The 15,474-nt window shown below is 69.4% G+C and carries 13 protein-coding genes; 4 read left to right on the plus strand and 9 right to left on the minus strand.

Annotated elements, in window-relative coordinates:
• Positions 1-53 precede the first annotated feature (53 nt).
• Positions 54-2,417 (plus strand): GH92 family glycosyl hydrolase, encoded by a 2,364-nt coding sequence (locus tag GA0115254_RS06765; protein ID WP_093894371.1) that lies wholly within the window; start codon positions 54-56, stop codon positions 2,415-2,417.
• Positions 2,418-2,458: 41 nt separating this feature from the next.
• Here GA0115254_RS06765 and GA0115254_RS06770 read toward each other — a convergent pair whose 3' ends face one another.
• From GA0115254_RS06770 to GA0115254_RS06780, 3 genes are all read right to left on the minus strand, one after another.
• Positions 2,459-2,914 (minus strand): ATP-binding protein, encoded by a 456-nt coding sequence (locus tag GA0115254_RS06770; protein WP_093894372.1) that lies wholly within the window; start codon positions 2,912-2,914, stop codon positions 2,459-2,461.
• 99 nt (positions 2,915-3,013) lie between these two features.
• Entirely contained in the window at positions 3,014-4,639 is a 1,626-nt protein-coding gene (locus tag GA0115254_RS06775) for a sensor histidine kinase (protein ID WP_093894373.1), read from the minus strand.
• Positions 4,636-5,865, minus strand: coding sequence for a PP2C family protein-serine/threonine phosphatase (locus GA0115254_RS06780; RefSeq protein ID WP_256102431.1), 1,230 nt, complete (start codon positions 5,863-5,865; stop codon positions 4,636-4,638). The genes GA0115254_RS06775 and GA0115254_RS06780 overlap by 4 nt, the downstream gene beginning before the upstream one ends.
• Positions 5,866-6,162: 297 nt before the next feature.
• Between GA0115254_RS06780 and GA0115254_RS06785 the strand changes: the two genes are divergently transcribed.
• From GA0115254_RS06785 to GA0115254_RS47400, 3 genes are all read left to right on the plus strand, one after another.
• The gene (locus GA0115254_RS06785) at positions 6,163-7,647 is read left to right on the plus strand and encodes an SDR family NAD(P)-dependent oxidoreductase (protein WP_093894375.1); all 1,485 of its coding nucleotides are present in this window, start codon (positions 6,163-6,165) and stop codon (positions 7,645-7,647) included.
• Between the two features lie 349 nt (positions 7,648-7,996).
• Positions 7,997-8,173 carry a hypothetical protein gene (locus tag GA0115254_RS44240; RefSeq protein ID WP_176740004.1) on the plus strand — a complete coding sequence of 59 codons (177 nt, stop codon included), beginning with the start codon at positions 7,997-7,999 and terminating at the stop codon, positions 8,171-8,173.
• A gap of 258 nt (positions 8,174-8,431) precedes the next feature.
• Positions 8,432-8,689, plus strand: coding sequence for an alpha-L-fucosidase (locus GA0115254_RS47400; RefSeq protein ID WP_370740838.1), 258 nt, complete (start codon positions 8,432-8,434; stop codon positions 8,687-8,689).
• Here GA0115254_RS47400 and GA0115254_RS06800 read toward each other — a convergent pair.
• From GA0115254_RS06800 to GA0115254_RS06825, 6 genes are all read right to left on the minus strand, one after another.
• On the minus strand, positions 8,667-10,103 hold the full coding sequence (locus tag GA0115254_RS06800; RefSeq protein WP_093894376.1) for a lipase maturation factor family protein: 1,437 nt from the start codon (positions 10,101-10,103) through the stop codon (positions 8,667-8,669). The genes GA0115254_RS47400 and GA0115254_RS06800 overlap by 23 nt on opposite strands.
• A gap of 37 nt (positions 10,104-10,140) precedes the next feature.
• Positions 10,141-10,665: a DUF1990 family protein gene (locus GA0115254_RS06805; protein WP_093894377.1), complete on the minus strand. Its 525-nt coding sequence runs from the start codon at positions 10,663-10,665 to the stop codon at positions 10,141-10,143.
• A complete protein-coding gene (locus tag GA0115254_RS06810) occupies positions 10,662-11,516 on the minus strand; it encodes a YndJ family protein (RefSeq protein ID WP_093894378.1) in 855 nt (284 codons plus the stop codon). Before GA0115254_RS06810 ends, GA0115254_RS06805 begins: the two co-directional genes overlap by 4 nt.
• Before the next feature lie 188 nt (positions 11,517-11,704).
• Positions 11,705-12,769 (minus strand): FecCD family ABC transporter permease, encoded by a 1,065-nt coding sequence (locus GA0115254_RS06815; RefSeq protein WP_093894379.1) that lies wholly within the window; start codon positions 12,767-12,769, stop codon positions 11,705-11,707.
• Positions 12,766-13,803, minus strand: coding sequence for a FecCD family ABC transporter permease (locus tag GA0115254_RS06820; RefSeq protein ID WP_093894380.1), 1,038 nt, complete (start codon positions 13,801-13,803; stop codon positions 12,766-12,768). Before GA0115254_RS06820 ends, GA0115254_RS06815 begins: the two co-directional genes overlap by 4 nt.
• Before the next feature lie 17 nt (positions 13,804-13,820).
• Positions 13,821-14,870 (minus strand): iron-siderophore ABC transporter substrate-binding protein, encoded by a 1,050-nt coding sequence (locus GA0115254_RS06825; RefSeq protein ID WP_093894381.1) that lies wholly within the window; start codon positions 14,868-14,870, stop codon positions 13,821-13,823.
• Positions 14,871-15,474 lie beyond the last annotated feature (604 nt).

Genomic DNA, 15,474 nt, shown 5'->3' on the forward strand with positions numbered 1-15,474 from the left:
CGGGAACCAAGAATGATCGCGCTCTGACAACGTTGTCCAAGGAGGATTGCCCCATGCACCGGACCCCACGGCCGCGACTTCGCGGCCCGGCGGCCGTACTCGCCGCCGCAGCGCTCCTCGGCGGTTTCCTCACCACCGGGGCCACGGCCCAGGCCGCGCCCCGCGCCGACGAACAACTGACCGACCTGGTCAACCCGTTCATCGGCACCCAGAACGAGGGCAACACCTACCCCGGCGCCTCCGTGCCGTTCGGCATGGTGCAGTTCTCCCCGGACACCGGCCACAACACCGGCTACGACTACGGCGAGAACCACATACGCGGCTTCTCCGCCATCCATCTCTCCGGTGTCGGCTGCGGCCTGGGCGGCGATCTGCCGACCCTGCCCACCACCGGAGACGTCACACAGACCGACTACGCCAAGTACGCGGCGGAGTTCAGCCACGACGACGAGAAGGCGAGCCCCGGCTACTACAAGGTCGGGCTGAAGACCGGGATCGACGCCGAACTCACCGCGAGCAAGCGCACCGGCGTACAGCGCTACACGTTCCCGGCCACCGACAAGGCCAACGTCCTGCTCAACGCGGGCCAGTCGCTGCACCGGACACTCTCGTCCGAGGTCGAGATCCTCGACAACCGGACGGTACGGACCGCGATCACCGGCAGCGGCTTCTGCCAGGACACCAAGCCGTACACGCTCTACACGATCACCCGCTTCGACCGGCCGTTCACCACCTCCGGCACCTGGAACGGCGACACCGTCACCGAGGGATCCAAGGAGTCCTCGGCCGCCGGCGCCCGCAACGGCGCCTGGCTGCGCTTCGACACCACGAAGGACCGCACCGTCGAGGCCACCACCGCCCTGAGCTACGTCGACGCCAAGGGCGCCGCCCTCAACCTCCGTACCGAGGGCGGCCGCAGCTTCGACCGGGTCGAGCGCGCCGCTCAGCAGGCATGGGAGGAGCGGCTCGAAGGCGTGAAGGCGCAGGGCGGCAGCGAGCAGCTCCGCCGCACCTTCTACTCCTCCCTCTACCGGTCCTTCCTCGCCCCCAACATCGGCAGTGACGTCGACGGCCGCTACACCGGCTGGGACCAGAAGACCCACCGCGCCGTCGCTGCCGACGGAGCCTTCACCTACTACCAGAACTGGTCTCTCTGGGACACCTACCGCACCCAGGCCCAGCTCCTTTCGCTCCTCGCCCCGCGCGAATCACGCGACATGGCGATCTCGGTCCTGCGTATCGACGCCGAGAGCGGCTGGCTCCCCAAGTGGGGCTACGGCACGGTCGAGACGAACATCATGACGGGCGACCCCGTCACCCCGTTCCTCACCAACGCCTATCAGCAGGGGCTGCTGAAGGGGCACGAGGAAGAGGCGTACCGGGCCCTGAAGAAGAACGCCGACGGCGTCCCGCCCACCGACTCCGCGCCCGTCGGCCGCGAGGCCAACGTGCAGTATCTGAAGGACGGGTTCGCCCCGTACATCAAGGACCGTCAGCACGCCAAGCCCGGTGACTCGGACTTCGACCACGGCGCCTCCGCCACCCTCGAGTACGCGCTCTCCGACGCGATGCTCGGCGAGATGGCCCGCGATCTCGGCCACGACGCCGATGCGAAGCGGTACGAGGACCGAGCTCAGAACTACCGGAAGATCTTCGACCCGTCGACCGGCTTCTTCCGCGCCCGCGACGCCGCCGGGGCCTTCACCGGACCCGCAGACCCGGCCCGGAGCGAGGGGTTCCACGAGGGCACGTCCTGGCAGTACCAGTGGCTCGTCCCGCACGACCTGCCCGGCATGGTCGGACTGATCGGCGGGAAGGACGCCGCCAACCAGCGGCTCGACTCCTTCTTCGCGTACGACAAGCTGCTCGCCGACCCGGCGAAGACCGCCCGTGAGGTGTGGGTCAACGGCCCGTACGCGTACTACAACGCAGACAAGTACAACCCGCAGAACGAGCCCGACCTCATCGCCCCGTACACCTATCTCTCCACCGGCCAGCCGTGGAAGACCACCGATGTGGTGCACGCGGCCCTGACCCTGTTCACCGACACCCCGACCGGCATGACGGGCAACGACGACCTCGGCACCATGTCCGCATGGATGGTGCTCTCCTCCATCGGTGTCTTCCCGGTCCAGCCGGGCACCGACACCTGGGGTCTGTCCACGCCCGCCTTCGAGCGCGTCGACATCGAGCTCGACCGCCGCTACTACCCGCGTGGATCGCTCACGGTCAGCGCACCCGGCACCTCGGACACCGACCGCTACATCCGGTCCGCCCGGCTCGACGGGGCCGCGCAGTCCCGCACCTACCTCACCACCGACGACATCCGCTCGGCGCGTTCGCTCTCCTTCACGGTGGGCAGCGAGCCGTCGGACTGGGGCACTTCGGCCGCGGACGCGCCGCCCGCACTGGGCTGACCGTGGCCGTGGGGCGGGCGGCGTCCCGCCCGCCCCACGGCTCAGCTGCTCAGCTCGAACTCGGCCCGGATACGCTTGCCCACCGGCACGCGCTCGGCGGTCAGCCGGTCGCACAGCGCCACCACGATCTCCATGCCGTGGCCGCCGGGGCGCGTCGGGTCGGGTGAGTAGAACAGCGGCAGGGCCGTGCTGCTGTCGTACACCGTGACGCTGACGCGTTCCGCGGTGCCCTCCAGCTCCAGCAGATACGGGCCCTGGCTGTAGCGGTCCGCATTGGTGACCAGCTCGCTCACGGCCAGCATGAGATCGCTGCGGGTGTGCTCGCCGAGCACCGCGAGCCACTCCGCGGCCAGCCGGACCAGAAAGCGGTCGGCCAGGGCCCGCGCCTGCGCGATGCAGCCGGGCTCGCCGTCGAACACCTCGGCGCTGTGCAGAACGTCCGTGAGCCGGTCTCCGCCGGGGCGGCCGGCCGGTCGCGAGGTGACCTGTTCGTTCATGTGCTCCAGCCAGGGCGACGCAGGGGTGTTCGATGACAGCTGTTCGACGTTCGCCTACCCACGACGAACGGTCCCACTCCGGGGAAAACGGGGCAGATCTCAGCCATGGCCGGCCCGTCCGACGACGGATTCCGCGACGAGTGGTTCAACAGGGGTGTGCGCGGGCCCGGCGGGGGCGACCGGCAGCGTGAAGCGGATGCAGGTGCCTTCGGCGGCCTCCGGCTCCAGCCAGATCCGGCCTCCGTGGAACTCCACGATCTTCCGGCACAGGGCCAGACCGATGCCCGTTCCCTCGTACTGCTCCCTGCCGTGCAGACGCTGGAAGATGACGAACACCTTCTGGGAGAACTCCGGCGCGATACCTATCCCGTTGTCCGCAACGGAGAAGTGCCAGTCGTCGCCGTCCCGTACACAGCCGACCGTGACCCGGCACGGTACGTCGGGGCGGCGGAACTTCACCGCGTTGCCGATCAGGTTCTGCCAGACCATGGAGAGCGCCGTCGCGTCCCCGGCCGGTTCGGGCAGCGGGCCCTCCCGGACGACCGTCGCACCGGACTCCTCGACGACCAGCGCGAGATTGGCCAGGGCACGGTCGAGGGCGCCGTCGAGGTCGACCGGCTTCCACTTGTCGTGCACCCGCCCCATACGGGAGAAGGTGAGCAGATCGTTGATCAGCACCTGCATCCGCTTGGCGCCGTCGACCGCGTAGTCGATGTACTGCCGCGCCCGGTCGTCGAGCTCGGCGGCGTACCGCTGCTCCAGAAGCCGGCAGAACGAGGCGACCTTGCGCAGCGGTTCCTGCAGATCGTGCGAGGCGACATAGGCGAACTGCTCCAGTTCGGCATTGGACCGGCGCAGCTCCTGTGCCTGTTCCGCCAGCAGCGTCCCGCGCTCCTGGGATTCGGCGAGCTCCTCGACGATGCGGCGGCGCATGTCCTCCACAGCCGCCGCGACCGCCCGCACATCGGATGGTCCGTCGACCTCGATCCGGTTACGGAATGCCCCCGAGCTGACCGTGTCCGAGGCGGCGGTCAGCCGGCGCAGCGGCCGGCCCACCATCCGGTTCAGCAGCAGACTCAGCGAGACGACCGCCAGCAGAAAGCCCACGACCAGCGAGATGAGTACCTGGTCACGGGTGATGCGGGCCGCGCTCAGTTCGGCGCGGGCCCGGTCGCGTGCCACATCGAGATGCGCCTGCTGTGCCGTGTACAGCCGCCGCAGAGTGTCGAACTCGCCCTTGCTCCGCCGGATCGGGGCCGAGGACTCGGACGCCGGGCCGTCCCGGCGGACCGCGGCGACCAGCGGCTCGGCGTGCCGGCTGCGCCACTCCCGCGCGGCTGCGGCGATCCGGTCGAGATCGCGGGCGAAGGGCTGCTCGTCCCCGACGAGCGCACGCACCTTGGCCAGCCGCAGCTTCTCGTCCCGCATCCCCGCCTCGTACGGCCGCAGGAAGGTCGAGTCACCGGTGAGCGCGTATCCGCGGACCCCGGTCTCCTGGTCGAGCAGGGCGTTCTGCAACTGGAAGGACGATGAGCGGGCGGGCTGGATGCGGTCCACCAGCTCGGTGGTGCGGTCGGATATCCGGGCCAGCACCATGCCCCCGAGGGTCAGCCCGGCGCAGACGACCAGAACGAAGACGGCGAGAATCAGATGGACCCAGTTCTGGACCGACAAGCGTGAAGCGAGGCCGCGCCGACGGGTCGGCGATGCGTCCCGGCCGCTCATCGCGGCTCCCCCCGTCCCCAGCCCAGATGGAGCACGGCCACGTCGTCGGCGAGACCGCCGTACGGGGCCGCGGCCCCGGCGGCCTCGTCGACCAGGGTGTCCACAAAGGCACGGGCCGCCAGGGCCCCGTGCCTTCGGGCCATGGCGAGCAGCCCGTCCTCGCCCAGCCGGGAACCAGGCCCCGTGCGCCCCTCGAAGAGGCCGTCCGTGAAGAGGACGATCCGGCCGTCCCTGGGCAGGGACAGCTCCGAGGTGCTCCACCGTCCTGCCCCCGGGAGCAGCCCCAGGGCCGTCCCGGGCTCGGGCTCGACCCAGCTCACCCGGGCACCGCTGCGCAGCAGCAGCCCGGGGTGACCGGCCCGCACCACCTGCACCCGACGGCGGTCCGGCGCGCAGGACAGTGCCGTGAGGGTGGCGAAGACATGCGGATCGGAGCGTTCGGCGACCAGGATCTCCTCCAGCAACCTGACGCGTTCGAGCTGGCCGGTGGCGCACAACACCGCGCTGCGCCAGGCCACCCGCAGACAGACACCCAGCGCCGCCTCCGCCGCCCCGTGCCCCGACACATCGCCGATCACCGCGTGCACCGTGCCGTCGGACGTCTGCACCACGTCGTAGAAGTCACCGCTGAGCAGGGCGTGCGCCCGGCCCGGTGCGTATCGCGCCACCGCTTCGAAGGAGTCGTCGCGCAGCAGGGGTACGGGCAGCAGCCCGCGTTCGAGGCGGGCGTTCTCCTGCGCCATCAGCCGGTTGGCACGCAGCGCCGCGGCGGCCCGCTCGACCTGCTTGCGCTGGAGCGCGTACCGGACCGAGCGACCCAGCGCCTCCGGATCCAGCCGCCCCTTGACCAGATAATCCTGGGCGCCGGTCGCCACGGCCGACAGGCCCGTATCGGCCTCGGCCCTGCCGGTCAGCACCACAATGGCCGCATCCGGCGCCGACTCGACGATCTGGGTGACGACGTCCAGGCCGTACACATCGGACAGGTGCAGATCGAGCAGTACGCAGCACGGGGTCCGGCAGTCGGCCAGGAACCGTCGCGCCTCCGCGAGCGTCCGGCACCAGGTCAGTGCGGAGTCCAGCTCGCTGTCCGCGAGCATCTCCTCGACGAGGAGCGCATCACCGGCGTCGTCCTCGACCAGCAGGATCACGGCATCGACGTCCCACACCGAATCGTTGCCGACCGGCGCGAGTCTGTTCTGTTCGGGGATGAGGGCCGGGCGCACAGGCTGCGCCGGAGAGCCGCCCGCAGGGAGTTCAGCCACGTTCCACCCCCTTGTAAGGACGGCACAGCTCAACCCTGGCCGTATCGCAGGGAAGCATATGTGACCGACCCGTGGAGGAGCCGTCGGGGCGGAGGGGCGCAGCCATGCACACACGCGCCCGCGAACTGCGGTGAACCCCGGCGAAGTCACGCGAACGGAGCAGCATCCGGTGCATGGCAGACTTGATCGGGGCGTTCGGCCCGGCAGGACCATGTAGCGCGGTCGGCGCCACGAGTGACAAGCGACAGAGGAACGGCAATGACGGTGACAGAGGACAGCCCGGAGCTCGCTCCCGGTACTGAGGAGTTCGGTCCCGGTATCGACCCGGAGCGGCTGGCCGTCTGCCTGAGCGTGCTCGACGAACTCGACACCATCGAGGTCGACCACCCCGACGCCATCGCCGTGCGCCGCGCCACGGCCGGGATCTACCGGACCGTGAAGCAGCGCCGCCGTCAGGAGCGCCGCGCCGCCAAGACCGCGCACGACAAGGCCGTCACCGAGGCCACCGCGACCGGCTCGGCCGACCGCATCGACGACGAGACCCAGGGGGTCCTGCCGTCGTCCTCGGCCCGTGCCGAGATCGCGGGCGTCCTCCAGCGGCCCCGGTCCTGCTACATCTGCAAGACCAGGTACGTCGAGGTGGACGCGTTCTACCACCAGCTCTGCCAGCAGTGCGCCAAGGAGAACCGCTCGCGCCGCGACGCACGGACCGACCTCACCGGCCGTCGCGCGCTCCTCACCGGCGGTCGCGCGAAGATTGGCATGTACATCGCTCTGCGGCTGTTGCGCGACGGCGCGCACACCACCATCACCACCCGTTTCCCCAACGATGCGATCCGTCGTTTCAAGGCGATGCCGGACAGTGACGAGTGGATCCACCGGCTGAAGATCGTCGGCATCGATCTGCGCGACCCCGCCCAGGTCGTCGCGCTCGCCGACTCGGTCGCGGCCGAGGGCCCGCTGGACATTCTGATCAACAACGCGGCGCAGACCGTGCGCCGCTCCGCGAACGCGTACAGCGAACTGGTCAACGCCGAATCCGCCCCGCTTCCCGCGGGTGAGCTGCCCGCCGCCGAGGTCATCGGCACCTTCGGCAGCGGCACCGTCGACCGTGTCGCGGCCCTCCCGGCCGCCCGCAAGGAGGGCCTGAGCGCGCAGGACGTCACCGAGCTCGCCCTGGTCACCGGGTCCGCCTCCCTGGAGCGGATCGCCGCCGGAACGGCGATCGACGCGGGCGGTCTCGTACCCGACCTGCATGACACCAACAGCTGGATCCAGACCGTCGAAGAGGTCGAACCGATCGAGCTGCTGGAAGTCCAGCTCTGCAACTCCACCGCGCCGTTCATCCTGATCAGCAGGCTCCGCCCGGCGATGGCGGCGACCGCCGCCAAGCGCGCCTACGTGGTCAATGTCTCCGCCATGGAGGGCGTGTTCAGCCGTGGCTACAAGGGCGCGGGCCACCCGCACACCAACATGGCCAAGGCCGCGCTGAACATGCTCACCCGCACCAGCGCCCAGGAGATGTTCGAGAAGGACGGCATCCTGATGACCGCCGTCGACACCGGCTGGATCACCGACGAGCGCCCGCACCCCGACAAGATCCGCCTTGCCGAAGAGGGCTTCCACGCTCCGCTCGACCTGGTCGACGGCGCTGCTCGCGTCTACGACCCGATCGTGCGCGGCGAGGACGGCGAGGACCTGTACGGCTGCTTCCTCAAGGACTACGCGCCCGCCAACTGGTAGTCGACCGGTGGCGCAGGGTTCGGGCGGCGCCGTGGACCCGGCCCGGGACTCGTTCCCGGCCGGGTCTTTTCCGTACTCGATGGCCGAAAGTGGCCCAATGCGCACATTCCATCGAGCGGGATCGCGCTCATTTGGTTAATCTGATCCGAACGGACGTCATCGAGGAGTTCACAAAACCTCCTCGACCGTCCTGGGACAGACTTGTCAACCAAGTCGCCGTCCCGCCCCGTACCCGGCGCCACCGCGACCGAACCATTCTTGCCCCCTGCCCCTCGCGGGTGGTCGACTCCCGGTAATGAGGCCGGGGTGTCGGCGATGCCCGGGGTTACGCGACACAAAGGAGTGCGCGGTGACGACACCAGAACTGACGAAGCGCGAGAAGCAACCGGCCGAACGACAAGGAGAGCGGGCCCGCGGGCCCGAGAAGCTCCGAAACATCGAGGTCTGGGCCAGGTCCGCGCCGATCCGGCTGGCCGGCTACGAGGACGACCTCGCCGAGCCGCACATCCTGCCCAGCGTCGACTGACCGCTTCACACCTTCATACCCGAGCTCCGGTCCACACCCCGCAAGGGGTGGGCCGGAGCTCGGGTGTTCGGGGGCGTCCCCGGTCAGAAGGCCGCATCGGCCACCGCTGCCCCGGTGAACGACGGCCCGCCCCCCCGACGACGCTGAGCGGCAGACAGTCGGCCGCCCTTCCAAGCCGGCGAGCCGATGTGAGGGACAGCAGCTCGTAGGAGAACGTCGACCAGGTCGACAACGCGCCGTTTCGACTGCGACGACTTCATCCCGCGGTTCCGCGCCGAACGCTTCGACCCGTGCTCCTGGGCGGAGCTGTTCCGGGACGCGGGTGCGCGGCACCACGTCCTCACCTCGAAGCACCATGAGGGCTTCGCGCTCCGGGACACCAAGCTCTCCGACCGCAACGCGGCCGGCCGCTCAGCCGGCGTACCCACGGGCGGCTCGCTGGTGATCGACGTACCGGCGGCGGCCCGCAGGACCGGGAAGCACGCCTGGGTGTTCAAGATCGCCTGGTCGGGCTGAGCCAGGAGGGACCGAGCGACACGGGGGGCATGAAATCCCGCACGTAGGTGCGGTGCCACCAGCGTCCCGTGGCCCGCAGTTCGCGCCAGGTCGTGTACCGGTAGTGGTACAGCCTGGCGCGGACATGTGTGGGCGGGGTCTCGGGGAACGGGTTGTGGCGCAGCAGCCGCAGCGTGTCCCGGTCGTTCTCCAGCAGCCGCTCCACGAACTGGCCGAACCAGGGGCCCGCGTACGCGGGGGAGAGCGCCGCGAACCACATCAGCCAGTCGAGCCGCAGATGGTAAGGAGCGAACTGGCGGGGCAGTCGGCGCGGATCGCCCGGCTTGCCGCGGAAGCCGTACTCCTGCCAGACCGTGCCGTCGTGGAGCTCCTGCTCGTCGGTGCCTTCGACCACCACCTCCAGCCGGACCCGGCTGATGCTGCCGAACGCGCCGTAGGTATTGACCAGATGCAGTGGGTCGAACGAGCGGTTCATCACCTGGCGGCGGGAGATCAGATTGCGCGCCGGGCGGTAGCTGAGGAACACGACCAGCGCGGTGACCACGATGACGACGATCTCGTACCAGAGCGGCGGCGCGGACTGGGCGGGTGGCTCGGTGAACAGGGACCAGTCGACGGCGGACAGGGCGAGAGTGATCGTCACCCAGTTCAGCCAGGCGAAATTCCCCGAGACAACCAGCCACAGCTGGGTGACGATCATCAGTCCCGCGGCCGCGCTCGCCACCGGCTGCGGAGTGAAGAGGAGCACCGGCACCAGGAGTTGAGTGACATGGTTGGCCGCCACCTCGGCCCGGTGGACGGGCCTCGGCAACCGGTGGAAGAACCAGCTCAGCGGTCCCGGCATCGGCTGGGTCTCGTGGTGGAAGTACAGACACGTCAGGTTGCGCCAGCACTCGTCGCCGCGGATCTTGATCAGCCCGGCGCCGAACTCCACCCGGAACAGCACCCAACGCAGCAGCCACAGCACCAGCACGGGCGGCGCCGTGTCGGCGTTGCCGAGAAAGACGGCGAGGAAGCCGGTCTCCAGCAGCAGGGACTCCCAGCCGAAGCCGTACCAGGTCTGGCCGACTTGGACGATCGACAGATAGAGCGCCCACGGCAGTGCCCAGAGCAGCATCGCCGCCCAGAGCGGAACATAGGAGTCCACGCCTGCGATCAGTGCGACGGCGATCGCGCAGCCGGTCCAGCAGACGAGGGCGAAGAAGCGGTCGGAATAGTGGAGCCGGAAGAGGCCGGGCGTGCTGCGCCAGTCCGTACGCCGCAGGAAATCCGGTACGGGCAGCATGCCGCGTTCGCCGATCAGCGCCCGGAACTGAAGCGCGGCGGTGAGAAACGCGACCAGATAGAGGCCGGCCAGAGCCCGCTGGAAGATCAGCCGGCTGAGCCAGTATCCGTCTGCGGTGAACCACTCCATCGTTTCCAGTATCGGTCCGGTGACGCGGCTCGGCCCTTCAGACCCGCGCTCGCCGGCCTTCGGTGACGAGCCGGCGCAGCGTGGTGCCGAGCCGGCGGGCGTACCACCGCTGGATCAGCGGTACGACGGGCCCCGCGAGCCGGGTGTGCCAGGCGGCCGGGCGGCTGAACGCCATGACGGTGAACCACACCGCCCCGTCGTCCGCCAGCTCCACCACGAATGACTCCTCGCCGCACTCGGGGTGCCGGACCAGCGTCCCGTAGGCGAATCCGATGCGGTCCTTCTCGTACGCGGCCCAGACGACCCGGCAGGGTGCGGTGAACCGGAACGGGCCGATGCCCAGCGACACCCGGACCGAGACCCCGGCTTCGGCGCGGGGCGCCGAGGCGTGGACCTCGGCTCCGCTGGTGCGATGCATGCGCCATTCGGTGACCGTCGCGCCCGCTGCCTCGAAGTCGCCCCGGCCGTGCCCGACCCGGGTCCGGTGGTGGAGGTGGTTGTAGCCGTCGGGGAGCGGGCCGAGGCGAGTGGCTCCGACCTCGGGGTACGTGAAGGTGCTCATGCGGTCCTGCCTTCGTGATCGGTGTGGTTCCGGAGCCTGCTCCAGGCAAGCACGGAGCAGAGTGCGAAGCCGAGTGCGTTGCCGAGACCGTGGGTGGCGGCCATCCATGTCGCCGTGGGGTGAGGGAGCCCGGTGGCCTCTCCCAGTGCCCAGCTCAGCGCGAGCACCATGGTGACCACGAGCACGGCGGACGAGGTGGCGAGCAGCAGCCGGGCGATCCGGTCCCGTTGCCTGCCGCGGATCGATCGCCAGGTGAGCAGGGCGACGGTCCACATGCCCGCTGTCAGCACGACTGCCCCGGCCAGCTCGGCCCGGTCCCCGATGAAATAGCCGATGAGGACGAGCAGGGTGCCCAGCGGCACGCTCAGCGCAGCGAACCTTCCTGCGGCGCTGTCGGCGACCCGGCAGACCAGTCCCGAGACCAGTGCGGCGGCGAATCCGGCGAAGTGGAAGTGCGGCACGGTCAGTGCCAGGATGCCGAGCCCGAAGCCGAAGAGCGTGTGCCCCGAGCGTTCGGCGACCAGCGCGATGGCGGCGATCGAAGGGGTGATCAGGGCGGTGAGCAGGGCGATCTCGGTGGGCGCCACGGCGGAGGTTCTGGACGCTGCGAGGTTACGGAGCAGCCGTGGCGGGGCGTGGAGAGCGAGGAGTACGGCACCGAGCGCGTAGCAGGCCGCCAGGATGGTGGCGGGTCCGCCTCGTGGCAGCCAGAGTGCGACGGCGCCCGGCACGGCGAAGAGCGGCCACAGACGGCGCATCCGTTCCAGCTCGGGCGCACCGGCCAGTCGTAGCCCCATCGGAACCACCACCAGCATGCCCAGCATCACGACCAGACCGACCAGTACTGACATGACCACCCCCCGACTTGAACGTGTTCAAGTGTGCTCGGTGATGACTCTACGGCCCCTCTTGAACGTGTTCAAGAGGGGCCGTGGGGTGGGGGCCGGGAAGCCAGGGTCCGGTCACGGTGCAGGATGCCCGGTGTGTCCGTGGAGCCCGTACACCTACTCCTGCGGCGGGTGACAGCCCCCGAAGGGCCTCACAGCACTCCCCGGCGCCACTCCCGCACCAGCAGCCAGCCGAGGTACACACCCCCGATGGCCATCGTGTAGATACCCACGGGCAGGTTCTCGAACAGCGGCAGTTGCTGGGCGCAGAGATCCGCGATCACCAGCAGCAGTGCGCCGGTCAGCGTCGACAGCAACAGGTGCGGGCCGGAGACCCGGGTGATCCGCTTCGCGATCTGCGGAGCCGTCAGCGAGATGAACGTGATGGGCCCGGCGACGCCGACGGCGCCCGCCGAGAGCACGATCGCCAGCACGATGGCGACCGTCTTCGTGCCGCGGGGTTCGGATCCGAGTGCGCCCGCGATGTCGTCGCCCATCTCCCCGATGTCCAGCCGCCGTGCGATCAGGGCGGTGAGCGGGGCCACGACCAGCAGCACGAGCCAGATCGTGGTGGCGTCGTCCCAGGACCGCGCCGACAGGCTGCCGTTGACGTAGGCGGTGAGGACGGCGGCCCGGTCCCGCTCCATGGCGTAGACGACGTACTGGGTGACCGCCGTGCCGATCGCGGCGACACCGATCCCGGCGATGACGAGCCGTGCGGGGTTACGGAACCCGGTGCCGGTCGACAGATAGACCAGCACCATCGCGAGGACGGCACCGAGCAGTGCGCCGAGGGCCACCGGCACGGTGTCCGGGAACATCAGCGCGCTGATCGCGGCGCCCGCGCCGGCGCCGGACGCCAGCCCGATCACATCCGGGCTGCCGAGCGGATTGCGGGTGACGGACTGGAACAGTGCCCCGGAAAGACCGAGGGCTCCGCCGGTGCCCATGGCGACCACCAGACGCGGGCCGCGCAGGCGTTCCAGGACGAAGGCGTTCTTGCCCTCGGCCCCGCCCGTCACCGCCTTGGTGAGATCGGCGAGCGGAATGCCCAGCCGCCCGAGCGACAGCGTGGCGACAGCGGCCACGACGAGCAGCACGAACAGCACGAGCGCCGTCAGCACGGACACTCGCCGGAACGGCAACGCCACCGTCCTGCCGATCGTCAGGAACCCCTTGGGCGAGGCGGTGCGGAAGCCGGCCTGATGCGACGTCATGCGTTGCCCCTCATCCTGCGTACGGCGATGAGCAGCGCGGGCGCTCCGATGAACGCTGTCACGACACCGACCATCAGTTCCTGCGGGCGCATGACCACCCGCCCCACGACATCCGCGAGGAGCAGCAGCGAGGGACCGGCCAGCGCAGAGAAAAGGATCTGCACACGGAAGTCGACACCGACCAGGGCCCGCACCACATGCGGAACGGCCAGGCCGACGAAGGCGATCGGGCCGACGGCCGCAGTCGCCGCGGCGCTCAGCAGCGTTGCCGAGAGCAGCCCGCCGGCCCGGACCAGGGCCGGATTCGCCCCGAGGGACGCCGCGGTCGAGTCACCGAGTGCGAGCGTGTTGAGGCCGGGCCCCAGCACCGCGGCCACCACCAGTCCGACCACAGCGAACGGCAGAACCGACAGGAAGACGTCGAAGTCCCGGCCGCCGAGCGCGCCGACGACCCAGTACCGGTAGCTGTCGAACACCTGCGGCCGGCTCAGGGTCACTGCCTGGATGAACGCCATCAGCACGGCGGAGAGCACCGCACCGGCGAGCACGAGCCGCACCAGTCCGCTGCCCGAACCCGCCGATCCGATCGCATGGACGAGCAGACCGGCGATCAGCGCACCGGGCAGCGCCCACCACATGGTGTCCGTACTGCCCGACGCCCCCAGGAAGGCCGTCGCGGCGACGATGCTCGCCGAGGCGCCCGCGTTGATCCCCAGAAGACCGGGATCGGCCAGCGGATTACGGGTCACCCCCTGCATGAGTGTGCCCGCGACGGCCAGACAGAGACCGGCGAGTACACCGAGCGCGGTCCTCGGCCAGCGGCTTTCGATGATGGTGGTGACATTCGGATCGGCGGTGCCGGACAGGACGTGCAGCACATCGCCGAACGAGGTGGTCCGGCTGCCGAACATGACGCTCGCGAACACGGCGAGCACGAGAACGACGAGTGCGATGACGAGGGAATACACCCGCCGAGCGGTGCCGGTCCGTGAGGTGCCGGCACCGCTCGGCGGTGCGTGCGTGGTGGTGGCCATGTGGGTGGTGGCCGGCCTCAGCCGTTGTCGGCGGCCTTGATGGCCTTGTCGATCAGCGGCAGGTATCGGTCGATCACCCACGGCACGGTGAGCGGGTTGATGATCGAGGAGGCGGTGACGAAGGAGTTGTCCTTGCTGTACACCATGGCGCCGCTCTTGACCGCGGGCATCGCCGCGTACAGCGGCTGAGCCTCGATCTCCTTGCGGGACTTGTCATCCATGTAGAAGGTGAAGAGCAGATCGCTGTCCTTCAGCTTCTCGGCGTTCTCCAGACCGATGAGCGCCGAGTCGGTGCCCTTGGTCTCCTTGAAGGTGTTGACCACCGGGTCGACGGTGAGGCCGAGCGAGGAGAGCATCTTCACGCGCTGCTCCTCGGGCTTGAACACGCCGAGGGTGCCGGGACCGGTGTTGTAGATGTACGAGAACTTGTAGTTCTTGTAGTTCGGCCGGGTCGCCGCCGCATCGGACAGCTGCTTCTCGATCGTCGAGACGAGGCCCTTCGCCTCGTCCGTCTGTCCCAGCGCCTTGCCGATGATGTCGATCTGCTGGTCCCAGTCCGTGCTCCACGCCAGATCGGGGTAGGCGACGGTGGGGGCGATGTCCTTGAGGATGTCGTAATCCTTCTGCGTGATCCCGGACCACGGCGCGAGGATGACATCCGGCTCCAGCTCGGTGATGGCCTCGAAGTCGATGTCCTCACCACCCGTGAACTGGGTCGGCAGCTTGTCGCCGGACTTCTTCACCGCCTCGTGGATCCAGGGCAGATAGCCGGTCTTGTCGCTGCCCCACTCGTACTTCTCCATGCCCACCGGGGTGTGTCCGAGCGCGATGGCGGTCTCGGCCGAGCCCTGGCCGAGGGTGACGATCCGTTCGGGCCGCTCCTTGATCTCGGCCGTGCCGAGCGCGCTCTTGATCGAGACGGGGAACGCTCCGTCGCTCTTCCCGGATGCGCCGGAGGTCTCCTTGCCGTCGTCGCTCGACGAACAACCACCGAGGACGAGAACGAGCGCTGCGGCGGTGGCAGTTGCGGCGAGCGTCCGGCGACGCACGCGGGTGAACCGGGACATGGATGTTCCTCATGGGTTGGTGGACGGAGCGGTTGGATCCCGTGCGGACTGCGCGGATTTAGGTAAGCCTAAGCTAAGTCGTCTTCCGCCTACAACCTGCCTCCGGTTATCGGCATCCGCCTTCGATTCGGACCCATCGGTGAAGGGTCTGGATCAACCTGCGTGGGGTGCATCGTGGCGCGCGGGGCCTCGAGGTGAACGCCTGTCAGGGTGTTTGCCAGGGGCATGCCAATAATGCGGAGACGGCCTATGTCACCGGTGGGAGCATCAGGTGCGGCTCGATCCGGGGCGCCGGGTGTGGCGTCAGCAGTCGGGGCCCCGTATCACCGGCGTGATGGTGCGGGGCCTCCCCGTCGCCTCTGGCCACACCCACATCGCCAGGTCGTAGGGATTCCGCCCACCTGGGACGGATCGCCTACGTGATATGTGCCGCCGACCAGGACGAGAAAGCGGAGGCCAGTGCGCCCAACACCGTTCGGGGCGCCCCGGTGAGGCAGGACTCAACTCCTGCTCACTGCCGGGGAGCGGCGGACGTTCGGGGACAATGTCCGGGCGCTGCAGGGCCGTTGAGTGAAATCGCGGGCCGGGCAGCTCCGCCGAGGTG

Origin of the sequence: Streptomyces sp. Ncost-T10-10d, assembly GCF_900091955.1 — a bacterium.
Taxonomy (GTDB): domain Bacteria; phylum Actinomycetota; class Actinomycetes; order Streptomycetales; family Streptomycetaceae; genus Streptomyces.

What these genes read in the sequence shown, in the direction of transcription:
- GA0115254_RS06810 (WP_093894378.1), bottom strand. Translation starts at nt 11,516, where the DNA reads ATGTCAGTACTGGTCGGTCTGGTCGTGATGCTGGGCATGCTGGTGGTG.
- GA0115254_RS06765 (WP_093894371.1), top strand. Translation starts at nt 54, where the DNA reads ATGCACCGGACCCCACGGCCGCGACTTCGCGGCCCGGCGGCCGTACTC.
- GA0115254_RS06815 (WP_093894379.1), bottom strand. Translation starts at nt 12,769, where the DNA reads ATGACGTCGCATCAGGCCGGCTTCCGCACCGCCTCGCCCAAGGGGTTC.
- GA0115254_RS06820 (WP_093894380.1), bottom strand. Translation starts at nt 13,803, where the DNA reads ATGGCCACCACCACGCACGCACCGCCGAGCGGTGCCGGCACCTCACGG.
- GA0115254_RS06775 (WP_093894373.1), bottom strand. Translation starts at nt 4,639, where the DNA reads ATGAGCGGCCGGGACGCATCGCCGACCCGTCGGCGCGGCCTCGCTTCA.
- GA0115254_RS06770 (WP_093894372.1), bottom strand. Translation starts at nt 2,914, where the DNA reads ATGAACGAACAGGTCACCTCGCGACCGGCCGGCCGCCCCGGCGGAGAC.
- GA0115254_RS06805 (WP_093894377.1), bottom strand. Translation starts at nt 10,665, where the DNA reads ATGAGCACCTTCACGTACCCCGAGGTCGGAGCCACTCGCCTCGGCCCG.
- GA0115254_RS06825 (WP_093894381.1), bottom strand. Translation starts at nt 14,870, where the DNA reads ATGTCCCGGTTCACCCGCGTGCGTCGCCGGACGCTCGCCGCAACTGCC.
- GA0115254_RS06785 (WP_093894375.1), top strand. Translation starts at nt 6,163, where the DNA reads ATGACGGTGACAGAGGACAGCCCGGAGCTCGCTCCCGGTACTGAGGAG.
- GA0115254_RS06800 (WP_093894376.1), bottom strand. Translation starts at nt 10,103, where the DNA reads ATGGAGTGGTTCACCGCAGACGGATACTGGCTCAGCCGGCTGATCTTC.